This is a genomic window from Flavobacterium sp. NPDC079362, from assembly GCF_050267765.1.
GTDB classification, from domain to species: Bacteria; Bacteroidota; Bacteroidia; order Flavobacteriales; family Flavobacteriaceae; genus Flavobacterium; species Flavobacterium azizsancarii.
This window is the reverse complement of the sequence record NZ_JBNNFM010000018.1, coordinates 21,932-40,222: the sequence shown is the minus strand read 5'-3', so window position 1 is coordinate 40,222 and position 18,291 is coordinate 21,932. Positions and strand designations below refer to the sequence as shown.

Below are 18,291 nucleotides of genomic sequence, written 5' to 3'. Positions count from 1 at the left end.
TTAAGAAAGGAGTCCGATATGACCGAACTCCTTTTTAACTTCTTCAAAAAAACTAAACCTCAAAAATTTTAAAAAATTACTAATAACCAGGATTCTGAGGAAAATCCTTGTTTTGATTTAAATCAAGCGCTGTTTGTGGAATTGGTCTTAAAATTTTAAGTTTACCATCTACTCCAACAAAATTGGCTGCCTTAATTTTATAATTATAAGCCGAAGCTCTGTCTACTAATGTACCGGTACGTTTTAGATCGAACCAACGTTTGTATTCTCCTACCAGTTCTCTACCTCTTTCATCTAAGATATAATCGATATTAAACTGTCCTATAGTTGCATTTGCTACACCTGCTCTTCTTCTCACTTCGTTTAAACGATCTAAACCAGTTGTAGGGTTTCCAGCTTTAAAATAAGCTTCTGCCGCAATTAAATAGGTTTCTCCCAATCTTGATACAATAATATCTCTTGTACTTACAGGACCTGTACTTGAAGGTGTTGTTGGATTTGCATCATCAAATTTCTTAACCGGGATAGTATAACAATCACGATTGTCAATCAGGGTATGATCAGCTCCATATTCTCCCCACGGATGGTATACAAAAGTTGTCGCTCTTCTTGCTGCATTTGCTGTCATCCAGGCTGCTTTATCTGCAGCAGTAAACCATTTTGGCTCATAAAAGTGTCTTACTTTTACTGCACTCGCATTTGCAGGTCTGTAATAAGGAAAATATAGATTTGTCTTCGCTTTACCGTCAACAGTTACTGTTTCTTCCAGAATTTCTGTCATAAAGGTAGCGTCCCATCTTTTATCTCCTTTTTCGTATAAACCTAATGCATAAGTTGTTGGGCATAAATTGTAGCTTCTTAACGGCGCTCCTGTTTCTGCACCTCCTAAGTACGAACTGAAATAGTAAAACTGATTGTTTCCTAATTTTGTAGGATCTGTACTTGTAGAATTTTTATCATACTGCACTGAGAATATTGTCTCTGCATTCAAATCATTATCGCTTGTTGCAGTAGTCACGAATAATTGATTAAAAGGAATATTTAGTGCCTGACCCGCGATTGCAGCATCAGCATAAGCCGCTGCTTTTGTAAAATCTGCAGGAGTACCAAAAGTTTCGTATCCTCTTGTTAGATATACTTTTGCCAATAAATCGTTTACAGCTCTTTTATTTACTTTTCCTGTTGCAGCATATGCACCGGTTCCTACAGCAGCTAAAGAAGCATCCAGATCTGCGATAATTTGTGTGTACACTTCTTGGGCTGTATTTCTTTTGAAAGATAAAACCGCAGAAGTAATGTTATCCAGAACAATTGGAACTCCACCATAAGTCTGAACCAATAAAAAATAAGCATTGGCTCTTAAAAATCGTGCCTCACCAACAAGAGAGTTTAAACTTGCTGTTTGCTCTGTTATTGTCGAATAGTAGACTGTTTTGTTTACAGACTGAATCTGTTGGTAACATGACGTATACAAATCATCGACGTTTGCCGCAGACGGAATCAATAATGTATATTGACTGATACCGGCTGGTTCCGGAGTTCTTCCCTCAGCATACATATCTGTACCGGATTCAAACAACCATGGATTTCCTCCATAAATTCCTTTTAGTCTCGCATAGTCTGAATTTACTAATAACTGAAATCCTGATGCTGTTTTATATGTTTCGTCGGCAGGTACATTCGAAAGACTTTCTTCTTCGATGTAGTCACTACATGAACTGAAAGCAGTAACGATTATTCCTAAAACTAATATTATTTTTTTCATTTTATATCTTATTAAAATTTAACACTTAAACCCAATTGTGTAGTAACAGATGCAGGTCGGTTGATACCAAAATTAGAACCTGCCCATTCCGGATCATATCCGTCAAAATTTGTAAATACAAATGGGTCTAAAACATTTACATAAATTCTTAAATTACTCATTTTTAATCTTTTTAGTAATTCAGAATTAAAAGTATATCCTAGAGAGATATTTTTAATTTTAACATAAGATGCATCTCTATAGTAACCAAATAAAGAAGTCCAATAAGCACCTGCACCAGTTGCAACGGGTCCTGGTCGTGGATTTGTATTGTTTGCATTCGCTTCAATACCTGTTGCGTTTGTTGGAATAAAATAATCCATTTTAATTTTTTGACGGCCTCTGTCACTTACGTCAGCAAAATTTTGATGAAAAGTACTCAATACTGTTTGACCCTGGCTTGTGATTACAGAGAAGTTAAAATCAAATTGACCTACTGTTAATTTAGAATAAAAACTTCCTTGCCACTGCGGATTTGCGTTACCGATAACTTGTCTGTCATCAGCATTAAATTTACCGTCTCCGTTTAGATCTTTGGGTCTCGCTTGTCCCGGTGCCATACCAAAAGCTGCTGCCTGAGCTGCTTCGCTTTCCTGCCAAACACCATCATATACGTAGTTGTAATTTGGATTTATTTCTGAACCTAAAATCAGTTTGTTTCCAATATCACTTACTTTGTCCTGATTGTAGATAGACTCTAACTTGTTTACGTTTTTAGTAAAGGTAAAAGTCGTTTCCCAGTTTACATTTTTAGATTTTATATTTTTTGTAGTTAATAAAACCTCGATCCCTTTATTGCTTACAGAACCCACATTCGAGAAAGTGTTTTTCCATCCTGTTTCCAGTGGCAATTGTTGTTTGTAAATCAAATCGTCTGATAATCTGTCGTAAACATCAACACTACCTGTAATTCTGTTTTTTAAGAATCCAAAATCAATACCTAAATTGATCTCTCTGGTTTTTTCCCATGTTAAATTTTGATTGGCAAGATTTTCAGACTGCCATCCTGATACTACATTTGCTCCGTTAGCATAAAAAGTTTGCTGATTTAATAAAGCTTGTGATGTATAAGGGGCAACATTATCATTTCCTGTATATCCTAAACTCGCTCTCAATTTCAAATCAGAAATTACGGCGCTACTTGATAAAAATGATTCTTTACTAATTTTCCATCCTAAGGCTACAGATGGAAAACTTTGCCACTTATTATCTGCTGATAAAACTGATGAACCATCCCATCTGTTAGAAGCTGTTAATAAATATTTGTCTCTAAAAGTATAGTTCAAACGAACGGCATAAGAACTTAAGGTATTTTTTGCATATCCTGAAGTTATATTATAACTGGTCTGAACTCCTGAACCCATATTATTTGATCCTACATCAAAAGGTTGGTTATTAGAATACATATAAGAGTTTTCATCTGTATTAGAATAAGAACTCTGCAATAATAATAAGCTAAAATCGTGAACATCATTAAAAGTGTGTTTCAAATCAATCTGATTATCCCATGTATAATTAAAATTATTATAGGTTTTAATTGATGCTGAATTTTTTCCGTTTAATGTTACCCCTGCATTAGTCTGTGCTGTATAAGCTGTACTTGTAGTTGTATTTTGAACTCCTGCAGAAAATGTCGTTTTGAACGTTAACCATTTTAATGGCTGGTATTGCATATATGCATTTCCAACGGTCTGCCAGGTTTTTTCAAGCTGAGATGAATTGGCAATCTCCATTAACGGGTTTACAGCACTGGTTTTATTAATTGCCCATGATCCGTCAGGGTAGGTTAATTTACCCGGTAAGAAAAACAAAGAACCTACATTCTCTTTTCCGCTGGCATCTACTGACCAAGGCGACATAAGCGGACTTAATCTAAATGCATCCTGCATGGCTAAATCACTACCAAATTGTGTATCAACATGTGCTATTGTAACATTTGCTCCTGTAGAAAATTTGTCGTTTATCTTATGGTTTAAACCTAATTTGAACGAGTATTTATCAGTACCGTCATTATCAACTAATCCTTCGTCGCTCTGAATACCGAATCCCATGTTATAACTCAATCCGGATTCTGAACGCCCTGAAATATTCAAATAATTGTTTTGGGTCATTCCCGGTTTAAGAACTGCATCGTACCAGTCAAAATTATAACCGCTATTGGCTCTTGATACCAACAGAGGACTTTGATTTCCTGCCAATGTTGCTAACTGGGCTGGTGTTTGTGTTTGTGGTGTTGCGCTCATATAAGCCACCTGGTGAAATTTCCACCATTCTGAGCCCGACATCATTTCCGGTAATCTTGCAGCAGTTTTAGTACCATAAGAAGAGTCAAAAGTTACATTGATACCTGGTTTAGCATTTATTCCGCTTTTAGTAGTCACAATGATAACCCCATTGGATCCTCTTGAACCGTAAATTGCAGCCGAAGATGCGTCTTTCAGTACATCCATTCTGGCAATATCCTGTGGATTCAAAAAGTCAATTCCGTCCATTGGCACACCATCAACTACATACAAAGGTGTTGATCCTAATACATTTGGATTGTTCGAATCTGCCAATAAGGAGTTATTACCTCTAATTACTACCTTAAATCCATCTCCCACACGTCCTGAACTGGATGAAATCTGAACTCCCGGTGTGCTTCCCTGAATTGCTTCTAATGCACTTGTCGTATTTCTTTCTGTAATTGTCGCCGCACTAATAGTACTTACTGATCCTGTAAGATCTGTTTTCTTTACAGATCCGTATCCTACGACCACAACTTCATTAAGTGAGTTGGATTGCTCTGAAAGGCTCACATTTAATCTTGATTTTCCTGCGACACTAACTTCTTGTGTCTGAAATCCTAAATAACTAAAAATTAATACTGCTTTATTATTGGTTACATTAATTTTAAAACTTCCCTCAAAGTCTGTAGAGGTACCATTTTTAGTTCCTTTTTCCTGGACATTTACACCTGGAAGCGATAATCCCGACGCGTCTGTAATTTTTCCTTCTACTACTGTTGATTGCGCATAAATTGTTGTGCTCAACAGGAAATTCAGGAAAAATAAAAATACAAGATTGTATTTTGTTTTTTTCTTTGTTAATCGTTTTAAGTTCATAGTTTGGTTAAATAGTTTGGTTAATTGATAGTTTTTAATTTTTAATTTGTGCTACTTTTTTTTCATTGATATAAGTATTAATAAAGTTTATATTCTTGACATTTTTCAATAAATAGATGGAATCTACTTTATGAATCACTACGTTTTTAAGAGTTATATTCTCTACCGGAGACTCTTTGTATCCTTCTGCCCAGACACTGTATTTTCCTCCATTTTTTACATTGATATTTTCAAGGCTGATATTTCTGATTGTGGGAATAAAATTTCCTGTTTGCGATCCGTAGACGTTATAAAACATGTTCAGTTTTAAAACACATTCTTTTACTGTGCCTACTTCAAGATTTCGAACGAAGACATTTTCAATCACTCCTCCTCTTTTAGAATTTGTTTTAATACGTATCGCACGATCAAGATTGGGACTGTCCATGATACAATTCTCTACAAAAACGTTATTTACGCCTGCAGATATTTCACTCCCAATAACCACTCCGCCATGACCATCAACCATTTTACAATTCTGGACAATAATGTTTTTACTTGGCAGTGCGACTCTTCTGCCATCTGCATCACGACCCGCTTTTATAGCAATACAATCGTCACCAGTATTAAATGTGCAGTTTTTAATGAGTACATTTTGCGAATATTCAGGATCACAACCATCATTGTTAGGTCCGTGGCTGTTTACTGTAACACCGTCGATAATTATGTTATTGGTTTTTATAGGGTGCAGGATCCAAAACGGAGAGTTGATTACTTTTACATCTTTTACCAAAACGGTATTGCACTGGAAAAACTCTATAAAATTGGGGCGCAAATAACGTCCTTCTCCAAAAATTCTTTCAGCAACCGGAACACCTCTTTCCGCCATATCAACTAAAACTTCTCTGTTTTGAGGATCATTCTGCGATGGGATTCCTTTTTTCCAACCGTAATCTTTACCTCCGGACCAAATCCACCAATTTGTGCTGTTCGCCTGTCCATTAAGAGTTCCTTTTCCGGTTATGGCAACATTGGTTTTATTTTTAGCATAAATAAGAGGAGAATAATTCATTAGTTCTGTTCCTTCCCATGAGGTATGAACGATTGGATAATCTTTTGGATTTAAACTAAAAAGTATCTCAGCATCATCCTCTAAATGTAAATTCACATTACTTTCAAGATGTATTGCGCCGGTAAGATATTTACCGTCAGGAACCAAAACTCTTCCTCCGCCATTTTCTGTACATGCTTTTATTGCTTTTTCAAAAGCTGCAGTATTGGAAGTTTTTGCGTCAGCTACAGCACCGTAATCCTTAATATTAAAAGTTTTATCAGGAAATTGTGTTTGAGGAATGCTTTTTATAATCAGTTCCATTCTTCTCCACGGATCAGAATCAGAAACATTTGTAGTTTGCTTTGCACATGAAAAAACCAATGCAGTAAACGTACTAACCATTAAAACTCTCTTCAATGCTATAATCCTGTTTGCAATCATCTTGTAGTATTTGTTATTTGGAAGTCAAATCAATACATGTATGTAATCGATTACACGAAAATAGAAAATAACTTCGAGTGCACCAAATTTATTTAGAAATAAATTATATATTTAATTTTTATTAGGAATTATATTTACATTTAATGTAAAAAAACATATAATTTATTATCATTGTAGAATCGAAAACGTTTTAATTATAAATTATGGTAATCGATAACAATTTGTTTAACATTATAAAAAAAAATGTATTTTTGTCTAAGATTAATCTGAAAAACCTTTTTTAATGAGCGAAAAAATAACCATTTACGATATTGCTGAGAAATTAAATATCACTGCCGCTACTGTTTCAAGGGCTTTAAACAATAACCCCAAGATTAAAGAGAGTACGCGTGAGTTGGTTATCAAAACGGCTGCTTCGATGAACTACAAGCAAAACAAGCTCGCTTTGGCATTAAAAAGCGGAAGAAGTAATAATATAGGAGTAATTGTCCCTCGTATCGACAGTAACTTTTTTGCATCTGTTATCAGGGGAATCGAAGAAGAGTTACATCCTCATGGTTATCAGGTAATTATTTGTCAGACACATGAAAGCCCCAAAAGAGAAAACGAAAATTTATATACACTAATAGATGCGCAAGTCGATGGTATTATAATGTCTGTTACGGATGTTACTACTGAAAATGATGGTGCTTTTCGCAACGTATTAGAAAAAAATGTCCCTCTTATATTTTTTGACAGAAGTAAACATATTGATGGTGTTAGCTCAGTAACTATCAATGATTTTAAAGGCGGATATCTTACAACGCAACATTTAATAAACGAAGGATGTAAATCTATTGCTCACTTATCAGGGGATCAATCTCTTGAAATTTTCAAAAACAGGTTTTTAGGATACAAACAAGCTTTGCTTGATAACGGATTGACTTTTAAAGAAGAATATGTTCTTCCTGTAAAAAGTTTTGTTGATGCCGGAAAAGAGGCTGTTGACATTTTGCTACAATTAGAAACTCCGCCAGATGCCATATTCTCATCTAGTGACTTTGCTGCCCTAGGCGCAATTCAAGAACTAAGAGCGCGAAATATTAGTATTCCTAAAGATTTTTGCGTGGCGGGTTTTAGTAATGAGCCTTTTACAAAATTCATGGAATTATCGATTACTTCTGTTGATCAGTCTCCTCTTGAAATGGGAAAAATGTCTGCACGTGTTTTCCTTGAACAGGTTGACAAAACGGACACTATTAAAATTGAAAAAAAGGTGGTTCTGGCACCGGAATTACATATTCGTAAATCATCGTCGAGAAGTAACACTTAACGCTTTACACCATATACATGTAGAGACGCACAGCTGTGCGTCTTTTTTTTACCATATAATGACATAATAAAATACAAACTGGCCTGTATAAATTAGCTCATATTAGTAATTTCCGATAACTATCCGGATATAATGGTTTAAAAAAAGTTAGCCACGAATTACATTAATTATGACTAATTTTAAAATGCTAATTATCCACCATGTAAGTTATAAAATATAATAAAAACTGCATTGTAGCGACAAGCTCATATTAGTGATTTCCGATAACTATCCTGATATAATGATTTAAAAAAGTTTGCAACGAATTACACGAATTATCACGAATTTTTTATTCTCTGATTATTTAAACTAATCTTTGCAAGATTAGTTTAAGACAATTAATTTGTGATAACTTGTGGCAAAAAAACTTCTAATATTTTTAATCTGTTGCAAAAAAAAGCACCATATAAAACTTATATGATGCTTTCTCATTTTGTATCTTTTTATAATACAACTTATATTTTCTTAAGACGCACTGCTGTGCGTCTCTACATGTATATTACGACATAACCTTACAAAGAAACGCCTCTTTTCCAAGGAATAAAATCGTTTTGGTTTAAGATTGCTGCTTTGGTTTTGATTGTACCGCTAGCGACATTTATTATAAATTCTAACATTTCGTCAGCCATTTCGTCAATTGATTTTTCTCCAGTGATGATTCCACCAGTATCGATATCAATAATATCAGACATTTTATTCGCTAATTGTGTGTTTGACGAGATTTTTACAACCGGTGCGATCGGGTTTCCTGTTGGCGTCCCTAAACCTGTTGTAAACAAGACCATATTCGCTCCTGAACCTACCATTGCAGTTGTACATTCAACATCGTTTCCAGGAGTACATAACAATGTAAAGCCTGGTTCATTAATATATTCTCCATAGTCGAAAACACCTGTAATTGGTGAAGTCCCTCCTTTTTTAGCAGCACCAGCAGATTTCATTGCATCTGTAATCAAACCGTCCTTGATGTTACCCGGAGATGGATTCATGTCAAATCCTGAACCTGCATCTACAACTGTTTTTTCGTACCATTGCATTAAGTCTAAGAAACGTTTTCCATCTTTATCATCTACACAACGGTTTACTAATTCCTGCTCTACTCCACATAGTTCAGGAAACTCAGAAAGAATTGTAGTTCCTCCTAAAGCAACTAAATGATCTGATAACACTCCCAATGTTGGATTAGCCGAAATTCCTGAGAATCCGTCAGATCCACCACACTCTAAACCAATTCTTAGTTTCGATAACGGAGCTGGTTCTCTTTTTATTTCATTTGCTTTTTTAATCGCTTCAAACGTATCTTTTACAACACTGCTAAGCATTGCTTCGATAGTTCCTATTTGTTGCTGATCGTAAATCAAAACAGGCTTGTTACTGTTTGGATTGATCGCATCCATTGCGTCTTTAAAGATCTGAATCTGTAAGTTCTGACATCCTAAACTCAATACAGTTGCTCCTGCCACGTTTGGATTGTTTACATAACCTGCCAATAACTTAGCCAGACTGTGAGAATCCTGACGAATACCTCCACAACCACCTTGGTGCGTGATAAACTTTACTTCGATATTATTGAACAAGTTTGCATCGTTTGAAGCCGCCTCATTTCCTGCACCGCCAGTTTCAGTTTTTACCAAAGAACGAAGCAATAATTGATAATCGTTTTCCTTTGGCTTCATCAATTCTTTTTCGAAGATATCTTTTAATATCTCGATATTTCTGTTTTCACAGAATACTAAAGGAAAAAACAACCAAACATTCTCAGTTCCAACCTGTCCGTCTTCCCTGTGATAACCTTGCCATGTTCTGTCTTTCCATTTATCAATATTTGGAGCAGTCCAGCCAATTGTTTCCGTTTTACCGGTTACTTTATCGCTTTCATGTTTTACGTTTAGTGTAGAAAGCAATCCTCCTTTTTCGATTCTCGCACTTGCTTTCCCTACCAAAACACCGTACATAATAATCCTGTCTCCTACATTAAAAGGAACCATTGCGATTTTATGTTTCATTTTTACATCAGCCTCAACAGTGATATCTTCACCTTCAAAGTTAATCACTTCACCTGCTGAAAGATTCACCAAAGCTACTGCTACATTATCAGTAGGATGAACTTTTATTAATTTTTTTTGCGTTGCCATAACTAAACTTTCTGAGTTGTTGTATTTAATTGTTTTTGAAAATTGGCGAACCCATTTTCTATTCCGTTTGCATCAATTTCTTCTAATGCTATTGTAATTGCTTTTGTTAAACCTGGTACAAGAGTTAAATCTTCATCCCAGAAACTTTTATTCTGCAAAGTAAGTCTTGCTATTTTCTCATAATCATCAGATTTCCAAAGTCCATTAAAGAAAGACACAATATCTTCGCTGTCTTTAACCGGTAAACTTTGACCGTTCCATGTTCCTTTGTAGAAACGAATTAAACTCGCTAATGAAAAAGTCAAATTAACAGGTAATTTTTTGTTCGCATTATAATATCCTAATAAACTAGGCAAAACCCTTACTTTGAATTTCGAGACAGAATTTAATGCAATATCTGCAAGTGCATGTTTGATAAACGGATTTTTAAATCGGTCCATTACTTCCTCACAATAGGCCGTAATTTCATTTTTGTCCATATCAAGAGTTTCACTAATTTCGCTAATAACGCTATTGACAAATTTTCCGGTAAAATCTCCGTCAACAGTTTCCATTACTAATTTGTTTCCGTACAAAAGTGAAAAAGGAACCATTGCTGTGTGCGAACCGTTTAAAATACGAACTTTAATCATTTTAAAGGGACGTATATCATCAACGATTTTTACATTCAAATCTGTTTTATGAAAAGGCAATTTTGTTTTTAAAGCATCTCCGCCTTCAATAGCCCAAAGGAAAAAAGGTTCAGCAGCAACAATTAAATTATCCTGATAATCTACTTTATTATTGTATTCTTCAATTTCAGCTCTTGGATATCCGGGAACAATTCTGTCAACCAAAGTACTGTGATATGTACAAGCATCTGATACCCACGTTTTAAATGCATCTTCTAACTTCCATGTATCGCAATATTGCAAAATATATTTTTTCAGCGTCTCTGAGTTATAATCAATCAATTCACAAGGAATAATTGTTACTCCTTTAGAAGCATCTCCATTAAAATGTTTAAATCTCTCATACAATAAAACAGTCAGCTTTGCAGGAAATGACACTGGCGGCTGCATGTCCGGAGTATCACTTTCAATGAATTCAATTCCAGCTTCAGTAGTATTGGAAACAATAAACTGAAGTTCTTCTTCTTTGGCTAAAGCCAAATAATTTGCAAACTCAGTATATGGATTTATCGTTTTTACAATATTAGTAATCAACTCAATATCTTGTATCTTTTCGCCTTTTTTAATTCCGTTCATAAACAAGGTATAAAGACCGTCCTGATCATTAATCATGTTTACCATACCGTCTTTCAAAGGTTGAACTATCGCAATACCGGCATTAAAATCAACTTCTTTATTTAGTCTGTGAAAAGCATAATCAACAAAAGCTCTTAAAAAGTTACCTTCTCCAAACTGAACTACCTTAATTGGATATAACTTTTCTAATCCTGTATTTATTCTATTTAATTTTTTCATTTTAAATTTTCTTTAAAGCGTTATAAATAACCACATTAAATACCTTATTCTGTTATTAGCTTTTTTTTTACATTGTAAAAGAAACATTACACTTGTGTGAGGAAAATAAATCTTGCTGTGAGGAATGACAAGATTTATTTTTCAAGTGTAATGCTCAATTACAATCTCTAAAATCTAAAAAAAACGCAATCTAAATAAGGAATTGGCATGATTAATCCTTATTTATTTTCTAATATTTTTAATGATCTCAAGAACCTGACTTACTTTGGTTTTTAAACCGTCATAATCCTTATTATCTAATATGTCTTTTGATATTAATTGCGATCCGATACCTACGCATGTTGCGCCTGCACTTAGCCATGAAGTCAAACTTTCTACCGTTGGCAAAACACCTCCTGTAGGCATGATGCTTGTCCATGGGCATGGGCCTTTTATTGCTTTTATAAATTCCGGTCCGTAAATATCCCCAGGGAATAGTTTTACAATTTCGCAACCCAATTCTTCTGCTCTTGCTATTTCTGTAAGTGTTCCGCAACCTGGCGACCATAATACCTTACGACGGTTACAGGCAATTGCGATATCTTCTCTAAAAACCGGAGTTACAATAAAATTAGCTCCTAAACTCATGTACAATGAGGCTGCAGCAGCATCAGTTATAGAACCTACACCCAACATCATTCCCGGTAGTTCAGCCAATGCATATTTGTTTAAAGCCCCAAAAACTTCATGGGCAAAATCGCCCCTGCTTGTAAACTCCATTAACCTTGCACCACCATCATAACAGGCTTTTAATACTTTTTTGCTTATTTCGATATCTGAATGAAAAAACAACGGAACCATTCCGTTTTCCTTCATTTGTAAAGCCACTTCAATTCTTGAATATTTTGCCATTTTATATTAATTATCTAGATACTAATGCTGAACCATCACCATCTATCATATTTTCAACTTCTTTTAAAGTAACCAGGTTATAATCTCCCGCAATAGTATGTTTTAAACAACAGGCTGCTACTGCAAAATCTAAAGCTCTCTGGTTATTATTCTGGTATTGCTGTAATCCGTAAATTAATCCTCCCATAAAAGCATCTCCACTGCCTACTCTGTCTACAACCGGCGTAACTTCTTTTACAGCTGCCTGATAAATTGCTTTTCCGTCAAACAAAATACCTCCAATTCGTTGGTGTGATGCGCTTACAGAATAACGTAATGTTGTTGCTACTGTTTTTAAATTCGGAATCAGATCAAACAGCTTCGTGTATAAAACCGGAAGCGATTTCTCATCCTGATAATTAGGATTTACTTTTGGGATTCCTAACATGAAATATGCAGTATCAATATCACCTAAAATAACATTGCTGTACTGTAACATTTCCGGCATAACATCACTTGGAGTTTTGCCATATTGCCATAGTTTTGATCTGTAATTCAAATCGCATGAAATCGTAATCCCTAATTTATGAGCCGCCTGAATAGCTTCTAAACAAGCTTCGGCAGCACTTTGTGAGATCGCCGGAGTAATACCGCTCCAGTGAAACCAACTTGCACCTTCCAGGACTTTCTCCCAGTCAATTGATCCTTTTTGAATAGTTGCCATTGAACTGTGTGCACGATCGTAAACAACGTTACTGCCACGTGTTCCTGCACCAGTTTCAAGAAAATAAATTCCTAAACGTTCACCTCCATAAACTATGTTTTTGGACTCTACGTTCATTTTTCTCATTTCTTTTAATGCCGAAGCACCAATTTCGTTTTCAGGTAATCTTGTTACAAATTCCGCATCTAAGCCGTAATTCGCTAAAGACACACAAACATTAAATTCGCCTCCTCCATAAGAAGCGCCAAATGCTTTAGCCTGCGAAAAACGTAAATGCCTCTCTGTCGAAAGACGCAACATAATTTCTCCGAATGCAACTACTTTACTCATATTGTTTTATTATTTTACCAGTAAATTTTTCTTTTTTTCACCATTAAGAGATTAAGAAAAATTAAGCTTTGCTCTAATATCTTAATGGTAAAATTCTTTATTCTTTATTCTTTATTCTCAATTAAAATTTGAAATATTCTTTTGCGTTGTTGTATGAAATATCCGCAACCAGTTTTCCAATCCATTCCATGTCGTTTGGCAATTCTCCGCGTTTGATTTCATCTCCAAGAAGATTACATAAAATACGTCTGAAATATTCGTGTCTTGGGAAAGACAAGAAACTTCTTGAATCTGTAAGCATCCCAACGAAACAACTAATTAATCCCATGTTTGAAAGGGCATTTAGTTGTTTGGTCATTCCGTCTTTTTGATCCAAAAACCACCAACCAGATCCAAACTGCACTTTACCTTTAACGCTTCCGTCATTGAAATTTCCAATCATGGTAGCCATCACTTCGTTATCAGCCGGATTTAAATTATAAATGATCGTTTTGGTCAATTTATCTTTACTGTCCAATGCATTTAAAAAACTTGATAATTTTTGGGCCTGTGGATAATCTCCAATAGAATCCCAACCTGTATCAGGTCCTAAAATGCTATGCATACGAGCATTATTATTGCGCAATGCACCTAAGTGAAACTGCTGTACCCAGCCAAACTGATGGTACGTTTCAGACAAGAATAACAATACTGCACTTTGAAATTTCAATGCTTCCTCGGGAGTAATAGTTTGATTTTCTCTTTTCTTTTTGAAAATTGTATTTATTTCACTCTCCGTAAAATTTTCAAAATAAATCTGATCCAAACCGTGATCACTAAGTTTGCAGCCATTTGAATTAAAAAATTCAATTCTGTTTTTTAATGCACTACATAAATCTGAGTAGGTATTAATTGCAACTCCGGACACATCCCCTAATGTGTCCAGATATGCATTATAACCATCATTAGAAATTAAGATGGCTTTATCAGGTCTGAAAGCCGTACTCATTTTAGTTCCGATAGGATTTTTTGCCAGTTTCTGGTGAAACTCTAAACTATCAATCGGATCTTCTGTAGTACAAACCAATTCAGCGTTTACTTTTTTAAGCAGGTTTTGTGTGCTGTATGCCTGAGAATTAATTTTCTCTGTAGTTTCGATATAGATTTTCTCTGCTGATTTTTCATTCAGTAAATCATAGATATCAAAATAACGTGCTAATTCTAAATGTGTCCAGTGGTACAAAGGATTACGCATGGTGTACGGAACCGTTTTTGCCCAGTTGATGAACTTATCTTTATCTGAACCATTTCCGGTTACAAATTGCTCGTTGATCCCCAAAGTACGCATTGCGCGCCATTTGTAATGATCTCCGTTGATCCAAACCTGTGTGATATTGTCAAAAATTTTATCTTCAGCAATAAACTGAGGATTCAAATGATTGTGATAATCGATTATAGGTTGATTTTTTGAATAGTTATGGTATAACTCTTCAGCAAATTTATTTTCAAGTAAAAAGTTATCGTTTATGAATGTTTGATTTGCGCTCATGTCTTTTTAAATATAATTTGAGAATTATTCTTCGTTTGATGGTTTACCAATTGTAGCCAAAATTCCACCATCTACATACAAAATGTGACCGTTGACAAAATCACTTGCTTTTGAAGATAAAAATATTGCTGCTCCTGCTAAATCGCCCGGATCTCCCCATTTTGCAGCCGGAGTACGACTGATGATAAAATCGTTAAACGGATGACCGTCAACACGAATAGGTTTTGTTTGTTCCGTAGCAAAATAACCCGGTCCGATTCCGTTGATCTGAACATTGTATTTTGCCCATTCTGTCGCCATATTTTTAGTCAGCATTTTCAAACCGCCTTTTGCAGCAGCATAAGCACCAACCGTATTACGGCCTAATTCGCTCATCATCGAGCAAATGTTTATTATTTTTCCTTGTCTTCTTTCGATCATTCCTTTTGCAACATGCTTAGAGACAATAAAAGGAGAAACTAAATCGATATCAATCACTTCTTTAAAATCGGCAACTTCCATTTCGATTAACGGAATTCTTTTGATGATTCCCGCATTGTTAATCAAAATTGCAATTGGCCCTACTTCACTTTCAATTTTCTGAATTGCAGAGATCACTTCTTTTTCATCGGTTACATTAAATTTGTAACCAACCGCATTTATTCCTTCACTTTGAAGTGCTGCTACAGCATCGTCAATTTTTTGCTGAGAAGAGTTTCCGTTTACAACAATTGTTGCTCCAGCCTGACCTAATCCTTTTGCCATTGCCATACCCAGTCCATGTGTACTTCCTGTAATCAGGGCAATTTTTCCTTTTATATCAAATAAGTCTGTCATAATTCTTATCTTAAATCTGTAATTTTACAAACATCCATATCTCCGTAATCTAAATTTTCTCCCGCCATTCCCCAGATAAAAGTATAATTACTGGTTCCTGAACCTGAGTGAATTGACCATGGCGGAGAAATCACTGCCTGATGATTGTTCATCCAGATATGTCTTGTTTCCTGAGGTTGTCCCATAAAATGGCAAACTGCCTGATTTTCCGGAATATCCAAATAAAAGTAAACTTCCATTCTACGATCGTGAACGTGTGCCGGCATTGTATTCCAAACACTTCCCGGTCTTAATTCCGTCATTCCCATTTGCAATTGGCAAGTCGTAACCACACTGCCAATAATCATTTGGTTTACAGTACGGTGATTGGCTGTTTCCATCGTACCCAATTCTAATTTATTTGCTTCTGCCAAACTTACTTTTACCGTTGGGTAAGTAGTATGGGCCGGTGCAGAGTTGATATAATATTTTGCCGGATTTTTGCTGTCATTACTTCTAAAGATTACTTCTTTGTTACCGCTCCCGATATACAAAGCATCTTTAAATCCCAATTCATATGCTTTTCCTTCAACAACAATAGAACCGCTTCCTCCAACATTGATAATTCCTATTTCTCTTCTTTCTAAAAAATAGCTTGCTTTAAGAGGATCGATACTTTCCAATTTCAAATCTCCTTTTACCGGAACTGCAGAACCGGCAATGTATCTGTCGTAATGAGAATATGTTAATACAACTTCGTCCTGCTGCATTAAATCATCAATTAAGAATTCATTTCTTAATTCCTGAGTATCATATTTTTTTACAGCTTCTGGGCTTGACGCGTATCTTGAACTATATTTTGTCATAATTTTTATTTTAATGTAATCGATTGCACAAAATTAGATTTTTATTTTAAATATACATTTTTTGAAGTAATAAAATTTTCCAAAAATGTTACATTCCTGTAATCGGGCTGTATTTTGGAACTAAAGCTTTCATTACTATCCAGCCTGTTAAGTAACAAACAGCACAGATGGAGAAAATGATGAAATAACCGGCTTCAATACCGTGAAAGCCCATAAAAGACATATTGGTTTCTTTAGCATGATCAAATAATAATCCAGAACCTTTGTTGATTATCGTAGAACCAACACCTCCTGCTAAACCGCCAATTCCTGTAATGGTAGCAATTGCTTTTTTAGGAAACATATCACCAACGGTTGTAAAAATATTGGCTGACCATGATTGATGCGCTGCACCTGCAATACCAATAATAATTACGGGAATCCAGTAACTGATATACCCTAAAGGCTGCGCAATTAGAGCTAATAAAGGAAAAAATGCAAAGATTAACATTGCCCTCATTCTGCCCTCGTAAGGATTCATTCCTTTTTTCTCTACAAAATAAGTTGGCAACCAACCACCAATAATAGAAAGCAATGTTATCATGTAAAGAACAAATAACGGAAGAGCAGCCTGAGTAGAATCCATTCCGTAAACAGAACTTAAGTACGCCGGTGTCCAAAACAAAAAGAACCACCAAACACCATCTGTCATAAATTTACCAAAAGCAAAAGCCCAGGTTTGTTTGTATTTAAAGCATTCAGCAAAAGATACTTTAGTTGTAGTCTCAGGCACATAACCTACTAATTTACTATCTGCAACATCATCTTGCTGGATATATTCTAATTCAGAAGCAGATACTTTTGGATGTCTTTCCGGTTTATCATACATAAAAACCCAAAATCCCATCCAGACAAAACCTAGTGCCCCAATAATAATAAAAGCCATTTCCCAACCGAAAGATTTCGCGATAAACGGAATCGATATCGGAGCGGCTAATGCTCCTACAGTTGCACCGGCATTAAAAATACTGGTAGAAAAAGCCCTGTCTTTTTTAGGAAAATATTCTGCTGTAGTTTTTATAGCTGCAGGAAAATTTCCTGCCTCTCCTACCGCCAAAACAAAGCGGGCAAAAATGAATAATGTAACACTTACATTAATAACTAATCCGGTATCTTGCACAAGATTAATAGCGTCTTTAGCCCCTTCAAAGCCTACAAACCAATTTCCTGTAATAATTCCTGCTGTTGCAATACCACAAAATGCATGCAAACAAGCTCCTAAAGACCATATTCCGATAGCCCAAAGAAACCCTCTTTTAGTATCTAACCAATCGACAAATCTTCCTGCGAATAATAATGAAACTGCATAAAAAATAGAGAATAGTGCTGTAATATTTCCGTAATCATTGTTTGTCCAATGAAATTCAGGTGCAATAAAATCACTCCATGTTAAAGAAAGTACTTGTCTGTCTAAGTAATTTATGGTCGTTGCAAAAAAGAGCAAGGCACATATACTCCAACGATAACTTCCTGTTGTTTTTTTTGTTTCATTGTTAATAACTGCATCTGGTGGTTGATTCATAGTAAAGGCTTGTTAAAAAATTGATATTTTTTTTGGTAATTTCATTTTGCTCCTTAAAACCCTGCGCACAGACCGTAAAATCAATGCATTAAATCTAATGAAACAAAACAATGTAATCGATTGCACAAATATACTTTTTAATCTTTATATTCCAAATAAATTGTATAAAAAATTATTTTAATCAAATAAATAAACATATAGGATAAAAAAATATGCTCAAAATTACAAATTAAACAATATATTTGTTAAATGATCACATGTGAAATTTGTCCTTTTTAAGGGG

12 protein-coding genes are annotated in these 18,291 nt (G+C 35.1%); 1 reads left to right on the top strand and 11 read right to left on the bottom strand.

Translation table 11 applies throughout. The annotated features are described in order from the left end of the window. Window positions 1-79 precede the first annotated feature (79 nt). Genes ACQKCJ_RS15495 through ACQKCJ_RS15485 form a run of 3 tightly spaced genes read right to left on the bottom strand, consistent with a single transcriptional unit; the run spans window position 80 to window position 6,382 of the window. Window positions 80-1,765 (bottom strand): RagB/SusD family nutrient uptake outer membrane protein, encoded by a 1,686-nt coding sequence (locus ACQKCJ_RS15495; protein ID WP_271336185.1) that lies wholly within the window; start codon window positions 1,763-1,765, stop codon window positions 80-82. An 11-nt stretch (window positions 1,766-1,776) separates the two neighbouring features. Next, window positions 1,777-4,908, bottom strand: coding sequence for a SusC/RagA family TonB-linked outer membrane protein (locus ACQKCJ_RS15490; RefSeq protein ID WP_271336184.1), 3,132 nt, complete (start codon window positions 4,906-4,908; stop codon window positions 1,777-1,779). A 34-nt stretch (window positions 4,909-4,942) separates the two neighbouring features. Then, entirely contained in the window at window positions 4,943-6,382 is a 1,440-nt protein-coding gene (locus ACQKCJ_RS15485; RefSeq protein WP_427402352.1) for a glycoside hydrolase family 28 protein, read from the bottom strand. 283 nt (window positions 6,383-6,665) lie between these two features. On the opposite strand from ACQKCJ_RS15485, the gene ACQKCJ_RS15480 reads away from it, so the two are divergent. After that, the gene (locus ACQKCJ_RS15480; protein WP_271336182.1) at window positions 6,666-7,694 is read left to right on the top strand and encodes a LacI family DNA-binding transcriptional regulator; all 1,029 of its coding nucleotides are present in this window, start codon (window positions 6,666-6,668) and stop codon (window positions 7,692-7,694) included. Between the two features lie 551 nt (window positions 7,695-8,245). Here the strand turns inward: ACQKCJ_RS15480 and ACQKCJ_RS15475 are convergent. The 8 genes from ACQKCJ_RS15475 to ACQKCJ_RS15440 all read right to left on the bottom strand — a co-directional run bounded on the left by ACQKCJ_RS15475 (window position 8,246) and on the right by ACQKCJ_RS15440 (window position 18,008). Further along, window positions 8,246-9,868, bottom strand: a complete 1,623-nt coding sequence (locus tag ACQKCJ_RS15475) for a UxaA family hydrolase (protein ID WP_271336181.1) — start codon at window positions 9,866-9,868, stop codon at window positions 8,246-8,248. 2 nt (window positions 9,869-9,870) lie between these two features. Then, window positions 9,871-11,334, bottom strand: a complete 1,464-nt coding sequence (locus ACQKCJ_RS15470) for a tagaturonate reductase (protein ID WP_427402351.1) — start codon at window positions 11,332-11,334, stop codon at window positions 9,871-9,873. A gap of 222 nt (window positions 11,335-11,556) precedes the next feature. Further along, window positions 11,557-12,225, bottom strand: coding sequence for a bifunctional 4-hydroxy-2-oxoglutarate aldolase/2-dehydro-3-deoxy-phosphogluconate aldolase (locus ACQKCJ_RS15465; RefSeq protein ID WP_271336179.1), 669 nt, complete (start codon window positions 12,223-12,225; stop codon window positions 11,557-11,559). A gap of 10 nt (window positions 12,226-12,235) precedes the next feature. Further along, complete coding sequence (locus tag ACQKCJ_RS15460) at window positions 12,236-13,258, bottom strand: sugar kinase (RefSeq protein WP_271336178.1); 1,023 nt, start codon at window positions 13,256-13,258, stop codon at window positions 12,236-12,238. 121 nt (window positions 13,259-13,379) lie between these two features. Further along, on the bottom strand, window positions 13,380-14,786 hold the full coding sequence (gene uxaC, locus ACQKCJ_RS15455; RefSeq protein ID WP_427402350.1) for a glucuronate isomerase: 1,407 nt from the start codon (window positions 14,784-14,786) through the stop codon (window positions 13,380-13,382). A 24-nt stretch (window positions 14,787-14,810) separates the two neighbouring features. Beyond that, window positions 14,811-15,602: a gluconate 5-dehydrogenase gene (locus tag ACQKCJ_RS15450; protein WP_271336176.1), complete on the bottom strand. Its 792-nt coding sequence runs from the start codon at window positions 15,600-15,602 to the stop codon at window positions 14,811-14,813. Window positions 15,603-15,607: 5 nt separating this feature from the next. After that, window positions 15,608-16,447 (bottom strand): 5-dehydro-4-deoxy-D-glucuronate isomerase, encoded by an 840-nt coding sequence (gene kduI / locus ACQKCJ_RS15445; RefSeq protein WP_427402349.1) that lies wholly within the window; start codon window positions 16,445-16,447, stop codon window positions 15,608-15,610. 88 nt (window positions 16,448-16,535) lie between these two features. After that, the gene (locus tag ACQKCJ_RS15440; RefSeq protein WP_271336174.1) at window positions 16,536-18,008 is read right to left on the bottom strand and encodes an MFS transporter; all 1,473 of its coding nucleotides are present in this window, start codon (window positions 18,006-18,008) and stop codon (window positions 16,536-16,538) included. Window positions 18,009-18,291: the final 283 nt, after the last annotated feature.

What these genes read in the sequence shown, in the direction of transcription:
- uxaC (WP_427402350.1), bottom strand. Translation starts at nt 14,786, where the DNA reads ATGAGCGCAAATCAAACATTCATAAACGATAACTTTTTACTTGAAAAT.
- ACQKCJ_RS15440 (WP_271336174.1), bottom strand. Translation starts at nt 18,008, where the DNA reads ATGAATCAACCACCAGATGCAGTTATTAACAATGAAACAAAAAAAACA.
- ACQKCJ_RS15495 (WP_271336185.1), bottom strand. Translation starts at nt 1,765, where the DNA reads ATGAAAAAAATAATATTAGTTTTAGGAATAATCGTTACTGCTTTCAGT.
- ACQKCJ_RS15450 (WP_271336176.1), bottom strand. Translation starts at nt 15,602, where the DNA reads ATGACAGACTTATTTGATATAAAAGGAAAAATTGCCCTGATTACAGGA.
- ACQKCJ_RS15480 (WP_271336182.1), top strand. Translation starts at nt 6,666, where the DNA reads ATGAGCGAAAAAATAACCATTTACGATATTGCTGAGAAATTAAATATC.
- ACQKCJ_RS15490 (WP_271336184.1), bottom strand. Translation starts at nt 4,908, where the DNA reads ATGAACTTAAAACGATTAACAAAGAAAAAAACAAAATACAATCTTGTA.
- ACQKCJ_RS15470 (WP_427402351.1), bottom strand. Translation starts at nt 11,334, where the DNA reads ATGAAAAAATTAAATAGAATAAATACAGGATTAGAAAAGTTATATCCA.
- ACQKCJ_RS15485 (WP_427402352.1), bottom strand. Translation starts at nt 6,382, where the DNA reads ATGATTGCAAACAGGATTATAGCATTGAAGAGAGTTTTAATGGTTAGT.
- ACQKCJ_RS15465 (WP_271336179.1), bottom strand. Translation starts at nt 12,225, where the DNA reads ATGGCAAAATATTCAAGAATTGAAGTGGCTTTACAAATGAAGGAAAAC.
- ACQKCJ_RS15460 (WP_271336178.1), bottom strand. Translation starts at nt 13,258, where the DNA reads ATGAGTAAAGTAGTTGCATTCGGAGAAATTATGTTGCGTCTTTCGACA.
- ACQKCJ_RS15475 (WP_271336181.1), bottom strand. Translation starts at nt 9,868, where the DNA reads ATGGCAACGCAAAAAAAATTAATAAAAGTTCATCCTACTGATAATGTA.
- kduI (WP_427402349.1), bottom strand. Translation starts at nt 16,447, where the DNA reads ATGACAAAATATAGTTCAAGATACGCGTCAAGCCCAGAAGCTGTAAAA.